This window comes from Methylobacterium sp. CM6244 (assembly GCF_054817885.1).
In genome coordinates this window covers 27,007-45,361 of sequence record NZ_CM139247.1, presented here as the reverse complement: position 1 = coordinate 45,361, position 18,355 = coordinate 27,007, and the positions used below count along the sequence as shown (strand labels likewise).

General features: G+C 67.2%; 17 protein-coding genes. 10 read left to right on the top strand and 7 right to left on the bottom strand.

The features are described 5' to 3' along the window. Nucleotides 1-26: 26 nt before the first annotated feature. From mutT to argJ, 3 genes are read right to left on the bottom strand one after another with little or no spacing between them, the layout of a single operon-like run. Nucleotides 27-464: an 8-oxo-dGTP diphosphatase MutT gene (gene mutT, locus ACYQML_RS00180; protein ID WP_461234353.1), complete on the bottom strand. Its 438-nt coding sequence runs from the start codon at nt 462-464 to the stop codon at nt 27-29. After that, a complete protein-coding gene (locus ACYQML_RS00175) occupies nt 461-1,210 on the bottom strand; it encodes an SIMPL domain-containing protein (protein WP_461234352.1) in 750 nt (249 codons plus the stop codon). The genes mutT and ACYQML_RS00175 overlap by 4 nt, the downstream gene beginning before the upstream one ends. Continuing rightward, on the bottom strand, nt 1,207-2,457 hold the full coding sequence (argJ, locus tag ACYQML_RS00170; protein ID WP_461234351.1) for a bifunctional glutamate N-acetyltransferase/amino-acid acetyltransferase ArgJ: 1,251 nt from the start codon (nt 2,455-2,457) through the stop codon (nt 1,207-1,209). The genes ACYQML_RS00175 and argJ overlap by 4 nt, the downstream gene beginning before the upstream one ends. A 274-nt stretch (nt 2,458-2,731) precedes the next feature. On the opposite strand from argJ, the gene ACYQML_RS00165 reads away from it, so the two are divergent. After that, nucleotides 2,732-3,136 (top strand): response regulator, encoded by a 405-nt coding sequence (locus tag ACYQML_RS00165; RefSeq protein ID WP_056429052.1) that lies wholly within the window; start codon nt 2,732-2,734, stop codon nt 3,134-3,136. A gap of 118 nt (nt 3,137-3,254) precedes the next feature. On the opposite strand, the gene ACYQML_RS00160 is transcribed toward ACYQML_RS00165, so the two are convergent. Beyond that, nucleotides 3,255-3,785 (bottom strand): PRC-barrel domain-containing protein, encoded by a 531-nt coding sequence (locus tag ACYQML_RS00160; protein ID WP_056429055.1) that lies wholly within the window; start codon nt 3,783-3,785, stop codon nt 3,255-3,257. A 181-nt stretch (nt 3,786-3,966) separates the two neighbouring features. On the opposite strand from ACYQML_RS00160, the gene ACYQML_RS00155 reads away from it, so the two are divergent. The 3 genes from ACYQML_RS00155 to ACYQML_RS00145 all read left to right on the top strand — a co-directional run bounded on the left by ACYQML_RS00155 (nt 3,967) and on the right by ACYQML_RS00145 (nt 5,469). Then, the gene (locus tag ACYQML_RS00155) at nt 3,967-4,524 is read left to right on the top strand and encodes a glutathione peroxidase (RefSeq protein WP_461234350.1); all 558 of its coding nucleotides are present in this window, start codon (nt 3,967-3,969) and stop codon (nt 4,522-4,524) included. Nucleotides 4,525-4,901: 377 nt separating this feature from the next. Beyond that, on the top strand, nt 4,902-5,129 hold the full coding sequence (locus ACYQML_RS00150) for a hypothetical protein (RefSeq protein WP_056429065.1): 228 nt from the start codon (nt 4,902-4,904) through the stop codon (nt 5,127-5,129). Between the two features lie 100 nt (nt 5,130-5,229). Next, nucleotides 5,230-5,469 carry a hypothetical protein gene (locus ACYQML_RS00145; RefSeq protein WP_018042095.1) on the top strand — a complete coding sequence of 80 codons (240 nt, stop codon included), beginning with the start codon at nt 5,230-5,232 and terminating at the stop codon, nt 5,467-5,469. A 111-nt stretch (nt 5,470-5,580) separates the two neighbouring features. Here the strand turns inward: ACYQML_RS00145 and ACYQML_RS00140 are convergent, their stop codons facing one another. Next, nucleotides 5,581-6,849, bottom strand: a complete 1,269-nt coding sequence (locus tag ACYQML_RS00140; RefSeq protein ID WP_461234349.1) for a GGDEF domain-containing protein — start codon at nt 6,847-6,849, stop codon at nt 5,581-5,583. A 408-nt stretch (nt 6,850-7,257) separates the two neighbouring features. On the opposite strand from ACYQML_RS00140, the gene ACYQML_RS00135 reads away from it, so the two are divergent. Together ACYQML_RS00135 and ACYQML_RS00130 are read left to right on the top strand one after the other, a co-directional pair. Next, nucleotides 7,258-7,848: a nitroreductase family protein gene (locus ACYQML_RS00135; protein WP_461234348.1), complete on the top strand. Its 591-nt coding sequence runs from the start codon at nt 7,258-7,260 to the stop codon at nt 7,846-7,848. Between the two features lie 10 nt (nt 7,849-7,858). After that, nucleotides 7,859-9,478 carry an AMP-binding protein gene (locus ACYQML_RS00130; RefSeq protein ID WP_461234347.1) on the top strand — a complete coding sequence of 540 codons (1,620 nt, stop codon included), beginning with the start codon at nt 7,859-7,861 and terminating at the stop codon, nt 9,476-9,478. Nucleotides 9,479-9,481: 3 nt separating this feature from the next. Here the strand turns inward: ACYQML_RS00130 and ACYQML_RS00125 are convergent, their stop codons facing one another. Beyond that, nucleotides 9,482-9,982, bottom strand: a complete 501-nt coding sequence (locus ACYQML_RS00125) for an Rrf2 family transcriptional regulator (RefSeq protein WP_461234346.1) — start codon at nt 9,980-9,982, stop codon at nt 9,482-9,484. Nucleotides 9,983-10,080: 98 nt separating this feature from the next. On the opposite strand from ACYQML_RS00125, the gene hmpA reads away from it, so the two are divergent. Beyond that, nucleotides 10,081-11,322: an NO-inducible flavohemoprotein gene (hmpA, locus tag ACYQML_RS00120; protein ID WP_461234345.1), complete on the top strand. Its 1,242-nt coding sequence runs from the start codon at nt 10,081-10,083 to the stop codon at nt 11,320-11,322. A 23-nt stretch (nt 11,323-11,345) separates the two neighbouring features. Here the strand turns inward: hmpA and ACYQML_RS00115 are convergent, their stop codons facing one another. Further along, complete coding sequence (locus ACYQML_RS00115) at nt 11,346-12,020, bottom strand: hypothetical protein (protein WP_461234344.1); 675 nt, start codon at nt 12,018-12,020, stop codon at nt 11,346-11,348. 149 nt (nt 12,021-12,169) lie between these two features. Between ACYQML_RS00115 and ahcY the strand changes: the two genes are divergently transcribed. From ahcY to tsaE, 3 genes are all read left to right on the top strand, one after another. Beyond that, nucleotides 12,170-13,570: an adenosylhomocysteinase gene (ahcY, locus tag ACYQML_RS00110; RefSeq protein WP_207413157.1), complete on the top strand. Its 1,401-nt coding sequence runs from the start codon at nt 12,170-12,172 to the stop codon at nt 13,568-13,570. A 314-nt stretch (nt 13,571-13,884) separates the two neighbouring features. Continuing rightward, entirely contained in the window at nt 13,885-16,464 is a 2,580-nt protein-coding gene (locus ACYQML_RS00105; protein WP_461234343.1) for an ATP-binding protein, read from the top strand. 173 nt (nt 16,465-16,637) lie between these two features. Continuing rightward, nucleotides 16,638-18,242: a tRNA (adenosine(37)-N6)-threonylcarbamoyltransferase complex ATPase subunit type 1 TsaE gene (tsaE, locus tag ACYQML_RS00100; protein ID WP_461234342.1), complete on the top strand. Its 1,605-nt coding sequence runs from the start codon at nt 16,638-16,640 to the stop codon at nt 18,240-18,242. Nucleotides 18,243-18,355: the final 113 nt, after the last annotated feature.

Here is an 18,355-nt window from a genome sequence, read left to right as displayed (position 1 = left end):
CAACCTGTGGCGGCAGGGTGCAGCCATCAAGGTCCGAGGAGATCGACCAGGAACGGGATCAGCGGCGCATCGGCGGGCGGCATCGGCTGGTCCTTGAGTTCGCGCGGGCGCACCCATTTCAGCGCCTGCCCCTCCATGGAACGGGCTGTACCCTCCCAGCGTCGGCAGACATAGAGCGGCATCAGCAGGTGAAAGTCGGGATAGGCGTGGCTCGCGAAGGTCAGCGGAGCAAGGCAGGCCTCCTTCACCTCGATCCCGATCTCCTCGCGCAATTCGCGAATCAGGGTTTCCTCCGGCCGCTCGCCGGGCTCGACCTTGCCGCCGGGAAACTCCCAGAGACCGGCGAGCTGCTTGCCCTCCGGGCGCTGGGCCAGGAGGACACGACCATCCGTATCCACCAGGGCGACCGCCACCACGAGGAGGATGCGGAACGGAGGCGGCGTCACGGCGGAGTCTTGTGTCACGGTAGGATCGCGAAGCTGGCCGAGACCTCGGCACTCGTCTCGATCGTGCCCGCCGCCAGCGGCACCGGCACGCCGGAGCGCTTGGACCGCATCGGGGCCGCCGCCATCGCCATCGGCATCCCGCCGCCCTGGGGCGTCGTCTGGATCGACAGGGGCGCTCCGAGCTTGACACCGGCGGCCTCGGCGAGGCGTCCCGCCTGCGCCATCGCATCCTTCATGGCCGCCACCTGCACGGAGGCCTCCGCCGCATTGGGGTCCTTCAGGCCGAACGCCACGCCCTCGATCCGGTTGGCGCCCGCGTCCAAAGCCTTGCGCATCAGCTCGCCGAGCTTGCCCATATCCGAGAGGCGCACCCGCACGCTATTGGCGGCGCGGTAGCCGTCCGGCTTCTCGGTGGTGCTGCCGTCGGGCTGGCGTACCTCCCGCGTCGCCTGGGTGAGGGTGACCGCCGTCGTGCCGATATCGCTCTCGCCGACGCCGAATCCCGACGACATTGCGATGAGTGCGCGGACGACGGAGCTCGCTCCGTCGAGGGCGGCAGCGGGCGTCGCGCCCCTGGCTTCGATCCCGATCTCCACCGAGGCGAAATCCGGTGGCGTCTCGGCGCGGGCGCGGCCGGTGACGACGATGCGGCTCTCACGCTTGTCGTGCTCGTCCGCCCATGCGGGAAGCGCCAGGGCGGCGAGCAGAACGGATGCGACGGCGATCCGGAACCGGCGCGGAGCGCGCTCGGACGAGCGGCTCATGAACGGTAATCCCCGTTGATCTCGATATAGCCCTTGGTCAGGTCACAGGTCCAAACCCGCGCCGTGCCATTGCCCAGGCCGAGATCGACCGTCACGGCGACGTCCGATTCGCGCATGACGGCGCTCGCTGCCGCCTCGCTGTAATCCGGGTCGCGGGCGCCCTCGCGGGCGACGCAGACGTCGCCGAACCAGATCGCGAGGCGATCGCGGTCGGCGGGCTCCCCGGCCTTGCCCACCGCCATGACGACGCGGCCCCAATTGGCGTCCTCGCCGGCGATGGCCGTCTTCACCAGGGGCGAATTGGCGATGGACATGGCGATGCGGTGGGCCGAGGCATCGTTCGTCGCGCCCTTCACGTTGACGGTGACGAACTTGCGCGCGCCCTCGCCATCCTTGGCGACGAGCTGCGCCAGCTCGATGAGCAGATCGTCCAGCGCCGCGCGGAAGCCCGACAGGCGGGCGTCGCCCGGATCGGTCACGGGTGCGTTGCCGGCGGCTCCGGTGGCGAACAGCATCAGCGTGTCGGAGGTGGAGGTGTCGCCATCCACCGTCACGCAGTTGAAGCTCGTCTGCGTGCCGGCGCTCAGAAGGGTCTGGAGCACGACCTGCGGCAGGGCCGCGTCGGTGAAGACGAAGCTCAGCATCGTCGCCATGTCGGGGGCGATCATGCCCGCGCCCTTGGCGATGCCGTTGATCGTCACCGTTGTCCCGTCGATCGTCGCCGTGCGCGTGCCGAGCTTGGGGAAGGTGTCGGTGGTCATGATCGCCTGCGCCGCCGCCGCCCAGGCTGCTGGGCCGGTCTCGGTCCGGGCCGCGCAATCGCTCAGCACACCTTCGAACTTGGTCGCGTCGAGGGGCTCGCCGATGACGCCGGTGGAGGCGATGAAGACCTCGTCGGGCCGGCATCCCGCCGCCTCGGCACCGATCTTCGCGGTGAGTTCCACGGCGTCCCGTCCACGCGCTCCGGTGAAGGCGTTGGCATTGCCGGAATTGACGATGAGGGCGCGGGCGCCTTCCCTCGCCAGGGCTTCGCGGCACCAATCCACCGGTGCGGAGGGGCATTTCGAGCGGGTGAACACGCCCGCCGCCTGTGTCCCCGGCTGCAACGCCAGATAGAGCACGTCGGTGCGCCCGGAATAGCGGATGCCCGCCTGCGCGGTGGCGATGCCGACGCCGGCGATGGGCGGCAGGTCCGGCACGGATTTCGGTGCGAGGGGCGAGACGGGGGGAGTTTTGGCGGATGACATCAGTCGGTCGGGCTCCGGCAATCCGCCGCTATCGATTCTCTGGCGGCGCGGCGGTGTTGCATCGCCCACCGCCGCCACGTCAACACCGGCGGGCGCTTTCGAGGGAACAGTCAAGCTCCTCGGGGATTTCCTGTATCCGACGCGACGGATATCTGCGGACGCCTTGTCCTGCAGTGCAAACGTGTCCTACGATGACGCGTCGCACAGAAGATACGTGCTGGAACTGGCTTGAGCCGATCCAGGCGCGCCCAGGCGGAAACGAGGAGTTTCGACCATGGAACCGACGGCTTCCACCGGTGGAGCCTACGGCGTTCAGGTTCTGATCGCTGGACGACAGAAACACTGGCGCGACGAGGTGGCATCGCAGATCCGGCGTGCCGGATACGCCGCCACGACCGTCGATTCCGGCGTCGATGCGATGACGGTTCTGGCCCTCGGCCTCCCGGTCGACGTGCTCGTCACCGATATCAGCCTCAAGGGCGAGTTGTGTTCGACCAAGCTTGTTCTCGAAGCGCGCGCCCTGCGGCCCGACCTGCGGATCGTCTTCGCCAACGAAGCTCCGCGCGACCCTCTGCCCGAGGTGATCGAGGACGGCCATGACGACGTCTACGTGACGAACGAGGTCAGAAACGACGCGGTCGCCAGCACCGTGCGCGAGGCTCTCGGAAACCGAGATTGACCTTTAGGACTCTTCCGATCGGGTAACGAGAAGGGCGGCCGAGACATCACCGTCTCGGCCGCCCTTCTCGTTACATCGCCACGGCTCCAAGGCACGCTATGCCGGCGTGCCTTTGGCGTCAGGGAGCCGTCTTGGTTTCCGCCGGCTTGGCATCGGGCGCCCTCGTCTCCGTCGACTTGGTGTCGCCGGAATTGGGCTTGGCCTGACCGAGATAGACATATTCCGGCGCGGCGCGGAGCTGGTCCTTGTTGGTGTCGATCGTCGCCTTCATCGCCTTGTCGTCGACGCGGGCGAGCTTCAGGGCGCTCGGATCCACGGCCACGTATTTCGTACCGATGCCGAGGAATCCGCCGACGCCGACGACCCAGGCTTTGATCGTGCTGCTCTCGTCGAGAACGATGTCGGCGATCTCGCCGATCGTCTCGTTGGCGCCGTTCTGGATGGTCAGGCCAATCAGCTTGGAGGTGACCCGGTCGGACGGCGCCTGTGCGACGAAGGTCGGACGCAGGTCGTTGTTGAGAGTGGCGGGGGCCGCCGGAGCCGGAGCCGAGCCCGCATTCTGCGGATCCGCCGTCTGAGCACCGGCAATCGACGCTCCAGCGAAGACGAGGGGCGTTGCGAGGGTCGCTGCAAGCAACAGGATGCGCATAGGGGCGTGTCTTTCCGCTCTGGGTTCGGTGGTCGAACTCGGTCCTCGCTCAAGCTGAGCCCTTGCGAAAGGTTCCACCCGCGATGCACCCGATAGTGGACAGTCCGGATCGCCGGACTAGTTTCCGTCAGGGCGAAAGCGGGCCGATTCCAGCCTCTGTCCGCCCAGGGAGCGACCCCCGATGAGCCTACTTCGCCGACAGGCCCTGTTTCTTCTCGGCAGCGTCATAGCAACCGGTGCGCGCGCCGCGACCAGCGAGGACAATGCGAGGGCCTTCGCCTTCGAGAAACCGGAAGGCGGGCTGATCGCTCTCAAGGATTTCGCGGACAAGCCGATCCTCATCGTCAACACCGCCACCGCCTGCGGCTTTGCCGGGCAGTTCTCCGGGCTTCAGGCTCTGTGGACGCGCTTCGGCGGGCGCGGCCTCACGGTGATCGCCGTGCCGTCGCCGGATTTCGGCAATCAGGAGCCCCTCGACGGCGTCGCCATCGCCGAGGCTGCCCGCCGGAATCACGGCGTCACCTTTCCCGTCGCCGCCAAGACCCATGTGCGCGGGCCGCAGGCCCACCCGTTTTATCGCTGGGCCGCCGCCGAGAAGCCCGGTTCCACGCCGAACTGGAACTTCCACAAATACCTCGTCGGCCGCGATGGCGGCCTCGTCGGCGCCTATCCCTCGTCGGTGGAACCCAACGATCCGCGCATCGTCACCGCCATCGCCGGTGAGCTGAGCCAGAGCTGACGCCCGAAACCCGAGATCATTGCGGAATGTCGCGGGGCGGGCGAAGCGGCTCGACCCGCCGCGGGCGTGCGGCTTGTCGTCTCGTGCCTCCGCGCGACGAGCGTTCGTAGACCCCATCGGAACGTGAAGGAGCCGCGGACGGATAGTTCGACGCGAAGGGGTTGGCCGGTACGCGCTCGGGCTTCCGAACAGGCTTCCGCCGGATTGCGCCCAGGCCGATGGGCCGGCCAGGATCGTCAGGAGGAAGGCTGCAGTCAGGTTCAGGCGCATCGCCGATTTCCTTTTCAGTCGGTCTTTGACGCCATAGCCCGGCTTCCCACATCCGGCGAGGCATCGTCCGATGCGCCGTCCTCCTGCGGCTCGAAAGGAAGAAACAGATGGACCCTCATGAATTCGAGCATGACGGCGCGCGTTTCGAGGTGCGCTTCGAGCGTGTCGCCGAGGGCTGGCTCGGCCATATCCACCGTGAGGGGGACGACGTCACGCATATCATGGCCTTCCCCGATGGCGCCGGCTACGATTCCGGCGATGTGCGCGGTTCGTTGATCGCCGGTTGCGAGGCGGCCGTTTCTCGCATGACGCAGGCTCCAGCCACCCGTCACTGAGTCGCGACGGAAGCTGGGGACGGAACCTGGGACAGCCCCGCTCCGTTCGCCATGCCAAGCACGTGGCGCAAGAACGCAGGCGCCGTGAGGAGGAACCCGCATGTCCGAGATCACCTATCGCATCGTCGAGCACGATGGCGGCTTCGCCTACAAGGTCGGCGACGTCTTCTCCGAGACCTTCCCGAGCCACGACGAAGCGCTGCAGGCCGCCCAGGCCGCCGCTGCCGAACAGCAGGTGCCGGGCTCCACCGAGGGTATCCGCTACCAGGACGGCAAGGGCGACTGGCACGACGAAACAGCTCAGGGCAACGACCGTCCCACGGCGAAGGTCGTCGATTAATTCACGCTCAATTCACGCCGGTCTCGTCCTGTCGTGGGACGGGACCGGCACGGATTTCCGGTCGGCTCGCTCTGAGACCGCTGCCTCAGCCCTGACAGAGATGCTTGCCGCTCAGCCGGTTTTGGCGACCGGCTGTCTTTCGGTGGCGCTCCACTGCGCGGCCGCCACGTATCTCGTGGGGCCTCCTTCGCCGTTGCCGTTCTTACCGCTGTGGCAGGTTCGATTCCGGCCGGTGCCTTTTGCCTCGTAGAGAGCCATGTCGGCCGCTTCGACCAGCGCTACGGCCGTGGCGGCGGGGCCGCAGCTCGTCGCCACGCCGATGCTGACGCTGACGAAGCCGAGGTGATCGTTCCGGTTTCCGTGAATCAGGCCCTTCTCCGCGATGCTGCGGCGGAACCGTTCCGCGACCCCATAGGCCTCGTCGGGATCGCTGGTGTGCATCAGGACTGCGAATTCCTCGCCACCATAGCGGCTGACGAACGCACCCGACCCCGCAGCCGTCTTCGCCAGCAGGGCGGACACTTCACGCAGGCACGTATCGCCGGCGCCGTGGCCGTAATGGTCGTTGAACAGCTTGAAATAATCGACGTCGATCAGCATCACGGCGAAATGCCGGCCTCCGAGGCTGGCTTCCCAGAACTCGGAGAGCTCGCGCGCGAAAGCGCGCCGATTGGCGATGCCGGTAAGCGGATCGGTGGTGGAGAGATGGGCGAGGGTCGTGTTGTCCTCGGCCAGGCGCTTGGCGCGCAAGCTTTCCCGCAGGTTGACGAGGTAGTCACGCCGGTTCGCGGCTTCGATCTTGTAGGTGGCGACGAGGCTGAAGAGGATGCCCGTCATCATGTCGAGGCCGAGGACGCCGCCCACCGGCGCTGCGATGTCCGGCTTCAGATACAGTCCCGCCGCCACCGCGATGGCCGTGATACCCGACAGGAAGCAGGCCCAGAAGAACCGCAGCGGTAGGGTGATGTTGGCGAAGAGGACGCTGAGCCAGATCGTCGCCGTGGTCAGCGAGACCAGCGGACCCGTTCCCATCCAGAAAATCAGGATGGGGATACCGGTGGCCGCAAGCATGCCGATCCCGCCAATGGCTTCGCGGACCGGACCACTGACCCACCCTACCGCCCAGATGATCAGCAGAGCCAGCGGCGTCATCGCCAGGACCCGCAGCCCGACATTGAGGAGGGCGAGGTCCGGCGTCGTCACGAAACCCGCGACGTTGTAGACGTGGAAGACCACCATGCCGAGGACGATCGTGTAACGGATGTCCCGGACGCGCTTCTCGCGCGTGTCGTACTCGAAACGCGCTTCGAGCTCGGATTCGAAGGCGAGTTTGAGGGTCCTGGCACGCAACTGCCTATCGATGGCGCTAAGCAGGCGCATGTCTTTACCGGCACCGGGAAAATCGGGTGCCAGAGTTCCGCCTGCACTAAGCCGGCGTACCGGTCTTTCACTCACGCGATCCGCCCACGGCTCAAAGTCGTTCGCCCCGAATTCATTGTCGTCCAAGCCTCAGACAGCACCGTCTTCAACCTCGACATTGCCGTTCGGTCGCATCGTCACGTCGATAATAACGCCAATACGCATTATGATCCCTAACAGTGCTGAACCCCCTTGAAAAAGATCGTTCAAATTCGAACCATCTTGCATGCAATCCCGGGGAAATTTCCACATTGCCGGAAGCCGGATGCGCAAGGGGCATTTGCGCTTTGCACCCGACCTCGTGCATCTCGCTAGGAGTCCCCTGCCAGCCGATGGCGCCAGGTGGGGTCGTCACGTTCGGAGATAGCCTTGCCGACTCGTCAGACCGACCATGAGATCGATCCGCTCTTCGTCGAGCGTCGCTCGCCCCGCGCCTTCACCGGCGAGGCCGTGCCGGAATCGGAACTGCTGCGGATGTTCGAGGCCGCCCGATGGGCGCCGTCCGCGTATAACTCGCAGCCCTGGCGCTTCCTCTACGCCCTGCGCGACACGCCCGATTGGCAGGTTTTCTTCGACCTGATCGTGCCCGGCAACCAGAAATGGGTGAAGGATACCGGCGCCATCGTGATCCTGGTCTCGAATACGCAGATGAAGGTCGGCGACGAGCTCAAGCCGTCCTGGAGCCATTCCCTCGATGCCGGCGCGGCATCCGCGAACTTCCAGCTCCAGGCGATCCGCCAGGGCTGGCACGCGCACGGAATGACCGGGTTCGACCGGGAGCGTACGATCACGGCCCTAAACGTGCCGGAGACCTATCGGGTCGAGGCCGCCTACGGCGTCGGCCGTATGATCGAAGCGGGCAATCTCACGGAGGAGCAGACGGCGAAGGAGAGCCCGACCGGCCGTCGTCCGATCACGGATTTCGTGTTCGCCGGCGGATTCAAACCCACTGCGGCGTGAGGTCTTCGCCGTGCTGAAACCGGCTTCCGATTACGATGCCCTGGTGTCGGGCTTCGCCTGGGACATCCCCGAGCGGTTCAATATCGGCGTCGATGTCTGCGACCGCTGGGCCGGGATCGAGCCGGGACGCGCGGCGATCCACGACGTCTCGTCGTCGGGGGCGGTGACGACGACGACATTCGGAGGCTTGCGCGAGGCGTCGAACCGCCTCGCGCAAGCCCTCGTTGGGCTCGGCCTGCGCCCCGGCGACCGCGTCGGTGTGCTTCTGCCCCAATCGGCCGCCGTCGTGATCGCCCATGCCGCCGCCTACAAGCTCGGCGCCGTCGCCTTGCCGCTGGCGGGCCTGTTCGGCCCGGAGGCGCTGGAATACCGCCTGTCGGATTCCGGCGCCGCCGCGCTCATCACCGATGCGGCCGGACTGGCGAAGATCGAGGGCATCCGCCATGCTCTCCCGGCTCTGGCCCATCTCATCTGCCTCGACGGTGCCGTCGGCGGAGCCCTCGCCTATGCCGATCTGATCGCATCCGCTCAGGACCGCTTCACAGCCATCGACAGCCGGGCCGACGATCCGGCCCTGATGATCTACACGTCCGGCACGACCGGCCTCGCCAAGGGGGCGCTCCACGCCCATCGCGTGCTCCTCGGCCACCTGCCGGGCTTTGCCATGATGCACGACTTCCCCCCCAAACCCGGCGACCTGATGTGGACACCGTCCGATTGGGCCTGGGCGGGCGGTCTCCTCAACGCGGTCCTGCCGAGCCTGCATCACGGCGTGCCGGTGGTGGCGCGGGCCACCGCGCGCTTCGCGCCGGAGACGGCCCTTGCGCTCATCGCCGAACTCGGCATCACCACGACCTTCCTGCCGCCCACCGCCCTCCGGATGCTGCGCGGCGTGCCCGACCCGCGCGGACGCTTCGATCTGTCCCGGCTCCGCAACATCGCCTCGGCCGGCGAGGCGCTGGGGCCCGAGACCTTCGAATGGGTCCGCAGTGAACTCGGCCTCACCATCGGCGAGGCCTATGGCCAGACCGAGTGCAACCTCGTCCTCGCCTCCTGCAAGGCGGCCGGCGTCGCGCGGGCGGGTTCCACCGGCCGGCCGGTGCCCGGCCACCGGGTGATGATCCAGCGCGCCGACGGCAGCGAGGCGGCGGTGGACGAGCCCGGCGAGATCTGCGTCGCCCGGCCCGACCCGGTGATGTTCCTCGGCTACTGGAACCAGCCCGAAGCCACCGCCGCGAAGTTTCGTGGGGAGTGGATGCTCACCGGGGACACCGCCCGGCGGGATGCGGACGGCTACGTCCATTTCATCGGCCGCGAGGACGACCTCATCACTTCGGCGGCCTACCGCATCGGGCCGGTGGAGATCGAGGATTGCCTCCTGCGCCATCCGGCCGTCGCTTCCGCGGCGGCGGTGGGCAAGCCGGACCCGCTCCGCACCGAAATCGTCAAGGCCTTCGTGGTCCTGCGTGAAGGGATCGCCGCGAGCGACGCCCTGGCCGACGAGATCAGGGCCTTCGTCCGCTCGCGTCTCTCGGCCCACGAATATCCGCGCGAGATCGCCTTTCGCGAGTCCCTGCCGATGACGACTTCGGGCAAGATCATCCGGCGGCAGTTGCGCGACGAGAGCTGAGGCTCATCGACCGCGCGCAGGAGGGACCGGCACGGTCGCTTCGACCGTCGGCGGCGCGATCACGCCCGGCGCTGGCAGGCCGAGGAGGAAGGCGAGATCGGGCGCGGCGCCCTCCGCGAGAAGATCGGCCAGCGTGTACCGGTCCAGCACCTCGAGGAAGGCGGCGAGGGCCTCACCCAGCGCCTTCCGGAGTCGACAGGACGGGGTGATCGCGCAGGCCCCGTTCGCGAAGCATTCGACGAGGGCCAGATCCTCTTCCGTCTGCCGCACCACGGCGCCTACCACGATCTCGGCGGGGGGACGGGCGAGCCGCAGGCCGCCGCCGCGACCGCGCGTGGTCTGGACGAGGCCGATCCGGCCGAGCTGATGCACCACCTTCGTGAGATGGCTCTCCGAGATCCCGTAGGCGCGCGCGATCTCGGCGATCGAACTCACCCGGCTCTCGTTCAACCCGAGATAGATCAAGGTGCGCAAGGCGTAGTCGGTGTAGCGGGTGAGGCGCATTCCACCCTCCTACAGGGTTTTAAAGATACATTCCGCTTGCATCTTCTAAAACACATCGGCGATAAGGTGCATATGAAATGAACCTTTGGAGCCTGTCCTTGTCCCAGCCCCTGACGCCCGCGACCATCGCCCTCATCAAGGCCACCGTTCCGGCCCTCGAAGCCCATGGGCTCACCATCACGAAGCGGATGTACGAGCGCCTGTTCAGGGACGAGGCGATGCGCGACCTGTTCAACCAGTCGCATCACGGCGAGACCGGTTCGCAGCCGAAGGCGCTGGCCCTGGCGGTGCTCGCCTATGCGCGCCACATCGACGATCTCGGCGCGCTGAGCGGCGCGGTCGAGCGGATCGCCCAGAAGCATGTCGCCCTGAACATCCTGCCGGAGCATTATCCCTTCGTGGCGGACGCTCTCCTCGGTGCGATCCAGGACGTGCTCGGCGATGCGGCCACCGCCGAGATCTGCGCCGCATGGGGGGAGGCCTACTGGTTCCTGGCGCATATCCTGATCGGCCGCGAGGCGGAGATCGCGCGCGATCTCGCGCACAAGCCCGGTGGCTGGAACGGCTGGCGGGACTTCGTCGTCGAATCGGTGACAGAGGAGAGCGAGACGATCCGTTCATTCGTGCTGGCGCCGCGCGATGGCGGGCCGGTACTGCGTCACGAGCCCGGCCAGTATCTCGGTATGCTCATCGACCTGCCCGGCCAGGGCGTGCTCAAGCGCAACTACTCGATCTCCTGTGCGCCGAACGACCGGGCCTACCGCATCACGGTCAAGCGTGAGGAGCGGCCGGGCGAACCGGCCGGGATCGTCTCCAACTGGCTGCATGCGGAGGCAAAGCCGGGCACTGCCCTGCGCCTCGCGCCCCCCGCCGGCGATTTCTTCCTCGACCGTTCGACGAAAACGCCCGTCGTCCTCGTCAGCGGCGGTGTCGGCCTCACGCCGATGCTGAGCATGCTGGAAACGCTGGTCGAGACAGGGGCAGACCGGCCGGTCTGGTACGTCCACGGCTCCATCAGCGGACGTTTCCATGCGATGCGCGAGTATGTCCGTGGCTTGGCGGCCCGAGCGCCGAACATCGAGGTCCGGACGTTCTACGCCGTGCCGGAGGACGGAGACCGCCAGGGCATCGATTACGATGCCGACGGCCTGATCACGGCGGATTGGCTGGCACGGGAGACTCCGCTCACCAAGGCGACCTACTATCTGTGCGGCCCCAAGCCGTTCCTTGTCTCCCTCGTCCACGGTCTCGCCCGGCACGGCGTTCCGGCCGAGCGAGTGCGGTTCGAGTTCTTCGGCCCTGCCGACGAACTCGTGGAGGAGCCCCGTCAGGCGGCCTGAGATGACGCAGGCCTCGGGGCGAATCAGGGGCTGGGCGGGGCGGCCCCGTCCCTGGCTTCCTGCAATCGGCGAACCCATTGCCAGAACGGGTCGTCGCTCGCCTTGGCGAAACTGTCCGGCGGTGTCGGCACGATCTCCGAGACCGTCCTGGGGATCGTCACGCCGTAGGTCGTCGTCAGCCAATCTCGGAAGGGAGGGTTGTCGACCTCCATCTCGTAATCCGGTTCGTCCTCCGGCTCCGCGTCGGGACGCGCGAGCCCGGTCCCCAACTCGTTGTGCCCGATGGCCAGAAGCCGGAGGAAATCGAGGGGCGTCTGCCCGAGCACGCAGAGGCCGTCGCCTTCGGAACCGAGATGGACGATGCGCTGATATCCCTCGTCATCGAGCCAGAAAGCCGCGTAGGAACCGTCCGCACCGGTCCGTGCGAAGGGGATCAGGCGCGCGGCAGTGTCCGGGTTTCCGAACCAGCCCTCGGCATAGGAGCGGGCCTCGTCCTCACGCTCGACTCGGAACAGAACGACCGCGCCGGCGTAAGGCGCCTCCAGCGGCTGAAGCGTCCCGAACCTGTCGCCGGGCACACGCTGGCTTTCGTGCAGAAGGCCCCGCTCCTCGATCCAGTCGAACAGTGAGGCGATCTCCGGCGGCAGCGTGAAGCCGGCCGGCAGGCGTGCGCGCATCTCGTCGGTGAAGCGTCCCATCCGCTTTCTCCTTCCCGTCCCTCTATCCTGATTCCAAACCGACGCAGCCTGGAACACGTATAAAGACATCTTTATGTCTTGATTGCTTCGCGCCGGTTCGCCTGCTATAGGCCTCGCCATAACGAAGCGAGAGACGGAGAAGCGACCCCATGGCCCAGGATTACATCGTCAAGGACATCGGTCTGGCCGATTACGGCCGCAAGGAAATTTCCATCGCCGAGACCGAGATGCCGGGCCTGATGGCGACGCGCGAGGAATACGGTCCGTCGCAGCCGCTGAAGGGCGCGAAGATCGCCGGCTCGCTGCACATGACGATCCAGACGGCCGTGCTGATCGAGACCCTGAAGGCGCTCGGCGCCGACATCCGCTGGGTCTCGTGCAACATCTACTCGACGCAGGACCATGCCGCCGCCGCCATCGCGGCCGCCGGCATCCCGGTCTTCGCCATTAAGGGCGAGACGCTCACCGAGTACTGGGATTACACCTCCAAGCTGTTCGACTGGCATGACGGCTCGATGCCGAACATGATCCTCGACGATGGCGGCGATGCTACGATGTTCGTGCATCTCGGCCTCCGCGCCGAGAACGGCGACACCGCCTTCCTCGACAAGCCCGAGTCGGAAGAGGAAGAGATCTTCTTCGCCCTCCTGAAGAAGAAGCTCGCCGAGAAGCCGAAGGGCTGGTTCGCCGGCCTCGCCGATTCGATCAAGGGCGTCTCGGAAGAGACCACCACGGGCGTGCACCGCCTCTACAATCTCGCCAAGGAGGGCAAGCTGCTCTTCCCGGCGATCAACGTGAACGACGCCGTCACCAAGTCGAAGTTCGACAACCTCTATGGCTGCCGCGAATCGCTGGTCGACGGCATCCGCCGCGGCACCGACGTGATGATGGCCGGCAAGGTCGCCATGGTCGCGGGCTTCGGCGATGTCGGCAAGGGCTCGGCCTCGTCGCTGCGCCATGCCGGCTGCCGCGTGCTGGTCTCGGAAGTCGATCCGATCTGCGCCCTCCAGGCCGCGATGGAAGGCTACGAGGTCGTGACGATGGAAGATGCCGCGCCCCGCGCCGACATCTTCGTGACGGCGACCGGTAACAAGGACATCATCACCCTCGACCACATGCGGGCGATGAAGGACCGGGCCATCGTCTGCAACATCGGCCATTTCGACAACGAGATTCAGGTCGCCGGCCTGAAGAACATGCAATGGTCGAACATCAAGCCGCAGGTGGACGAGATCACCTTCCCCGACGGCCACCGCATCATCCTCCTGTCGGAGGGACGCCTGGTGAATCTCGGCAACGCCACGGGCCATCCGTCCTTCGTGATGTCCGCCTCGTTCACGAACCAGACGCTGGCCCAGATCGAGCTCTGGACCAACCCCGGCAAGTACGAGAAACAGGTCTACACCCTGCCGAAGGCCCTCGACGAGAAGGTCGCCATGCTCCACCTCGAGAAGATCGGCGTGAAGCTCTCGAAGCTCCGCCCCGACCAGGCCGCCTATATCGGCGTCTCCGAGAACGGCCCGTTCAAGCCCGACCATTACCGCTACTGACACCGCTTCCGGGAGCCGGCGCTGCCGGCCCCTTGTGAGCGACATCGAAGAAAGCCCGGCCTTGTGCCGGGCTTTTTTTTCGCCGCGGCGGCCATGGCGCACCCGTGGCACAAGTGTGTCCTTTCTGCGCCGATGGCCGGGCAACCGATCGGCGACATGGTGAAGATAAGCTTAACCCTCTTCCGGCAGGATTCCGGCTCGCGCTAGTGTGGGGTGATTCCTCATCTGGAGGTAACCCCGCGGCCGCCTTTCGGGCGTCTGGCGGGATGGGCGCAACTGCGCCTCAGCGACGGTTCGTAGGGGCGGTACGTGTCATGAGGGTCGATGAAACGGCACGCCTGAACGGGCGTGTCGGCGCTGCCGTCGTCTCTGTCGCTGCCGGTGTGGCGGCGGGCGTCATGGTGGCCGGTCACGCCATGGCGGCGTCCGGCGAGGGCACGGCCATGCCGTCGCCCACCGCCGCGACGCTCGGAGCCGGCTATGTCGGCGACCAATCCTCGTGGGTGATCGGCCTACCCTTGCACATGCACAATGCCACCGGCCTCGCGATCCTCATCGGCCTGATCATCTTCGCGACCATTCTGTCCCTGCTGCACCTGCGCGAGCGCGGACGCTGGACCCGGCGTGAGCGCGAACTCATCGCCGATCTCGACACCCTGCGCAGCTCCGAAGACCGGGCCGAGATGCTGCTCGGTGCCGAGCGGCAGGTCATCGTCACCTGGTCGGGGCGTGGCGAGCCCGTCATCGAGGGCGACCTCACCCTCGCCTTCGACGGCAACCGCGTGAAACCGGGTCCCGCCGGGCTGATCCTGGCTTTCGGAACATGGCTTCTGCCGGCGGATGCGGGCGCCATCGAAGCGTCTCTCGACGCTCTGCGCGAACGCGGCGCCGGATTCCGCATGACCGTCCGCGCCCAATCCGGGCGGATCGTCGACGCGCACGGGCAGGCCCTGGCCGGTCGCGCCCTGCTTCGCCTGCGCGAGACCACCGAGGAGCATCGCGAACTCGCCGAATTGCGCGAAACGCTCGACGAGACCAAGCGCGGTCTCTCCGCCCTCGCGAACCTGCTCGACGCGATTCCCCAGCCGGTCTGGCGGCGCAACCGAGACGGCGGCCTTGCCTGGGTCAACACCGCTTATGTCGCCGCCGTCGAAGCCGGCAGCCGCGAGGCGGCGGTCGCCGAGGGGATCGAACTGCTCGACCGTCAGGCGCGGGATCTCATCGCCCGCGGTGAGGGCGACCGCACCGCGTCCGGGGGCAGGGCGGCAAAGCGACTCTCGGCGGTGGTGGCCGGCGGGCGCCGCATCCTCGACGTCACCGAGGCGGCCATCGATTCAGGCCGCGTCGGAATCGCCGTGGATGTCTCCGAACTCGAGAGCGTCCGCGCCGACCTGCAGCGCCAGATGGACGCCAATGTCCGCACCCTCGACCAGCTCCCCACCGCCGTGGCGATGTTCGATGCGCGCCAGCGACTGATCTTCCACAACGCCGCCTATCGCCAACTCTGGAGCCTCGATCAGGCGTTTCTCGATTCCGGCCCCCTCGACGGCGAGATCCTCGACCATCTGCGCGCGGCCCGGAAACTGCCCGAACAGGCGGATTTCAGAGCCTGGAAAGCCGATGTGCTCGCCGCCTACCGCGCCGTCGAAGCCAGTGAGACCTGGTGGCATCCGCCGGACGGACGTTCGCTGCGCGTCGTCGCCGACCCGAACCCTCAGGGTGGCCTGACCTACCTGTTCGATGACGTCTCCGAGAACGTGAAGCTCGAATCCCGCTACAACGCCCTGATGCGGGTCCAGGCCGAGACGCTGGACACGCTCAAAGAACCGGTGGCGGTGTTCGGCGCGGACGGACGCCTGACTTTCGCCAATCGCGCCTTCTCGACATTGTGGCGCCTGGATCAGGAGACCCTGGGCGAGCGTCCGCGCGTGGATGCGGTGATCGAGGTCTGCCGGAGGCTCTCGCCGGACGAGGAGCCCTGGCTCGACATCCGTGGCGCCATCACCGGCCTCGAGAGCCGGGCAGGCCTCACCTGTCGTCTGGAGATCGTGGATGGCACGGTGCTGGATTGCGCCGCACAGCCCCTGCCGGAGGGAGCGACGCTGCTCACCCTCATCGACGTCACGGCCAGCGTGAACGTGGAACGGGCACTGACCGACAAGAACGATGCCCTGGAACGGGCCTCGCAGCTCCGCGATACCTTCGTCCACCACGTCTCCTACGAGCTGCGTTCGCCACTCACCAACATCATCGGCTTTACCCAGCTTCTCGGCGACGAGACCGTGGGCGCGCTCAACGAGCGCCAGCGCGAGTATTCCGACCACATCATGCGCTCGTCGGGTGCGTTGCTCGTGATGATCAACGACATTCTCGATCTCGCCTCGATCGATGCCGGCTCGCTCGAACTCGCCCGCGAAGTCATCGATGTCCGGGCGACCGTTGAGGCGGCCACTCGCGGCCTGGAGGATCGCCTCGCCGAATCCGCCATCAGCCTCGATCTCGACATGCCCGACGACATCGGCAGTTTCGTCGCCGACGGAAAGCGCGTGCGGCAGATTCTGTTCAACCTGCTCTCGAACGCCGTCGGTTTCTCCTCCCCCGGCCAACTGGTTCGGGTGACGGCCCGCCGGACGGAGTCGGAACTCACGCTCACCGTGCGCGACGAGGGCCGCGGGATGCCGGAAGACGTCGCCGCGCGGGTGTTCGACCGGTTCGAGAGCCGCACGCTGGGAACCCGTCATCGCGGAGTCGGCCTCGGCCTCTCCATCGTGCGCTCCTTCGTCGAGCTCCACGGCGGCCGGGTAGAGCTCGCCTCCAAGCCCGGTGGCGGCACCCGCGTGACCTGCACGTTTCCCGTGGACAATCCGGAGCCCAAGCGCGCGGCGGCGGAGTAGCCGCATCCGCGTCATCCCTCGTAAAAACGCGGCCGCGCGGATTGCGCCGCTGGCCCGGACGCGCGGCACCCCTTAGGGTGCGTGACGATTTTGTTTAAGGATGCCCGCGTTAGATGAGCAGCCCGCCTTGCGTCCCGGCCATTCCATGGTCCGGCGTCGAGGCGGTCTAGCGAATGGCGCGGACGGAGGATGTGGCGGTGAGTGAGGACGGTTCGGGCGAGACCCGGCGCGAGACCAAACCCGCCTGGGCCTTTGTCCTCCCCGACGAGGGCGCGACGGAGGATCTCGGCCGCTTCCTCGCCGAATTCCTGCAGCCGGGCGACATCGTCGCGCTGTCCGGAGGGCTCGGTGGCGGCAAGACCACCCTGGCGCGGGCGCTGATCCGCGAACTCACGGGCGATCCGGAACTCGAAGTGCCGAGCCCGACCTTCACCCTGATCCAGCCTTACGAAGCGAAGAATGGCCGGCAGATCGTCCATGCGGACCTCTATCGCTTGCGCGGTCCGGACGAGTTGGTGGAGCTCGGCTTCGACGAAATGACCGACACCGCGATCACCCTCGTGGAATGGCCCGAGCGCCTCGGTCAGCGCGATGGCCCGATCCTGACCGTGGACCTGTCGCTGCGGCCGGAATTCGGGGAGGGCTCGCGTTTGGCCCGCATCGACGGCCAGGGCGAGATGCGCGCCCGCATGAAGCGCGCCCGCGCCCTGCGCGCTTTGCTCGACCGCAGCGGTTGGGACGAGGCGGAACGCATCCTCATGCAGGGTGATGCGTCCTCCCGGCTCTATGAGCGTCTGGTGAAGCCGGACGGGACCAAGGCCGTGCTGATGATTTCCCCGGCCCGGCCCGATGGCCCGCCGGTGCGCAACGGCAAGCCCTACAGCGCCATCGTCAAGCTCGCCGAGAGCGTCCACGCCTTCGTCGGCGTCGACCGTGGCCTCCGCGCCCTCGGCTTCTCGGCGCCCCGCATCTACGGCGAGGATCTCGACGAAGGCCTGCTCATCATCGAGGATCTCGGCTCGGAACCGGTGGTGGATGCCAACGGTCCGCGCCCCGAGCGTTACGCCGAGGCGGTGCGCCTCTTGGCCAAGCTCCACGCCACCGAGCTTCCCGGGGTTCTCCCCGTCGCCGACGGCATCGACCACGTCCTGCCGCCCTACGATCTCGAAGCCCTGCTGTTCGAGACCGAACTCCTGCCGGACTGGTACTGCCCGTCGGTGCGGGGTGCCTCGCTGCCCACGCCCGCCCGCTCCGAATTCGTGGCGCTCTGGGCCGAGGTCCTGCGCGGGGTCGAGCCGGAGCGTCCGACCTGGACCCTGCGCGACTATCATTCGCCGAACCTGATCTGGCTGCCCGAGCGCGAGGGACTCGAGCGCATCGGCGTCATCGACTTCCAGGATGCCGTCCTCGGCCACCCGGCCTACGATCTCGCCTCGCTGCTGCAGGATGCCCGCGTCGACGCCACGGCGGATTTCGAGCTGCGCCTGCTCGGCCTCTACGTGCGCGAGCGGCGCAATCGCGAGCCCGATTTCGACATGCAGGGCTTCGCGCGAGCCTATGCGGTGATGGCGGCGCAGCGCGCCACCAAGATCCTCGGCATCTTCGCCCGCCTCGACAAGCGGGACGGCAAGCCGGCCTACCTGGCGCATCTGCCGCGGATCGAGGGCTATCTCGCCCGCAATCTCGCCCATCCGGCGCTCACCCGCCTGCGCCTCTGGCACCAGGAGCACCTGCCGCATCTCGTGAGCGAGGCGGCTCCGGACGAAGGCGAGGCCTGACGTAGCTCCCGCCCGATAGCCGGGCTGGCGGGGCCGCGCTTTCGGGCTTGACCCGGGGAGCGAGTTCCCCACGATGCCGCCGCACCCGCTGGTGCTTCGCGATCATCGCCCCG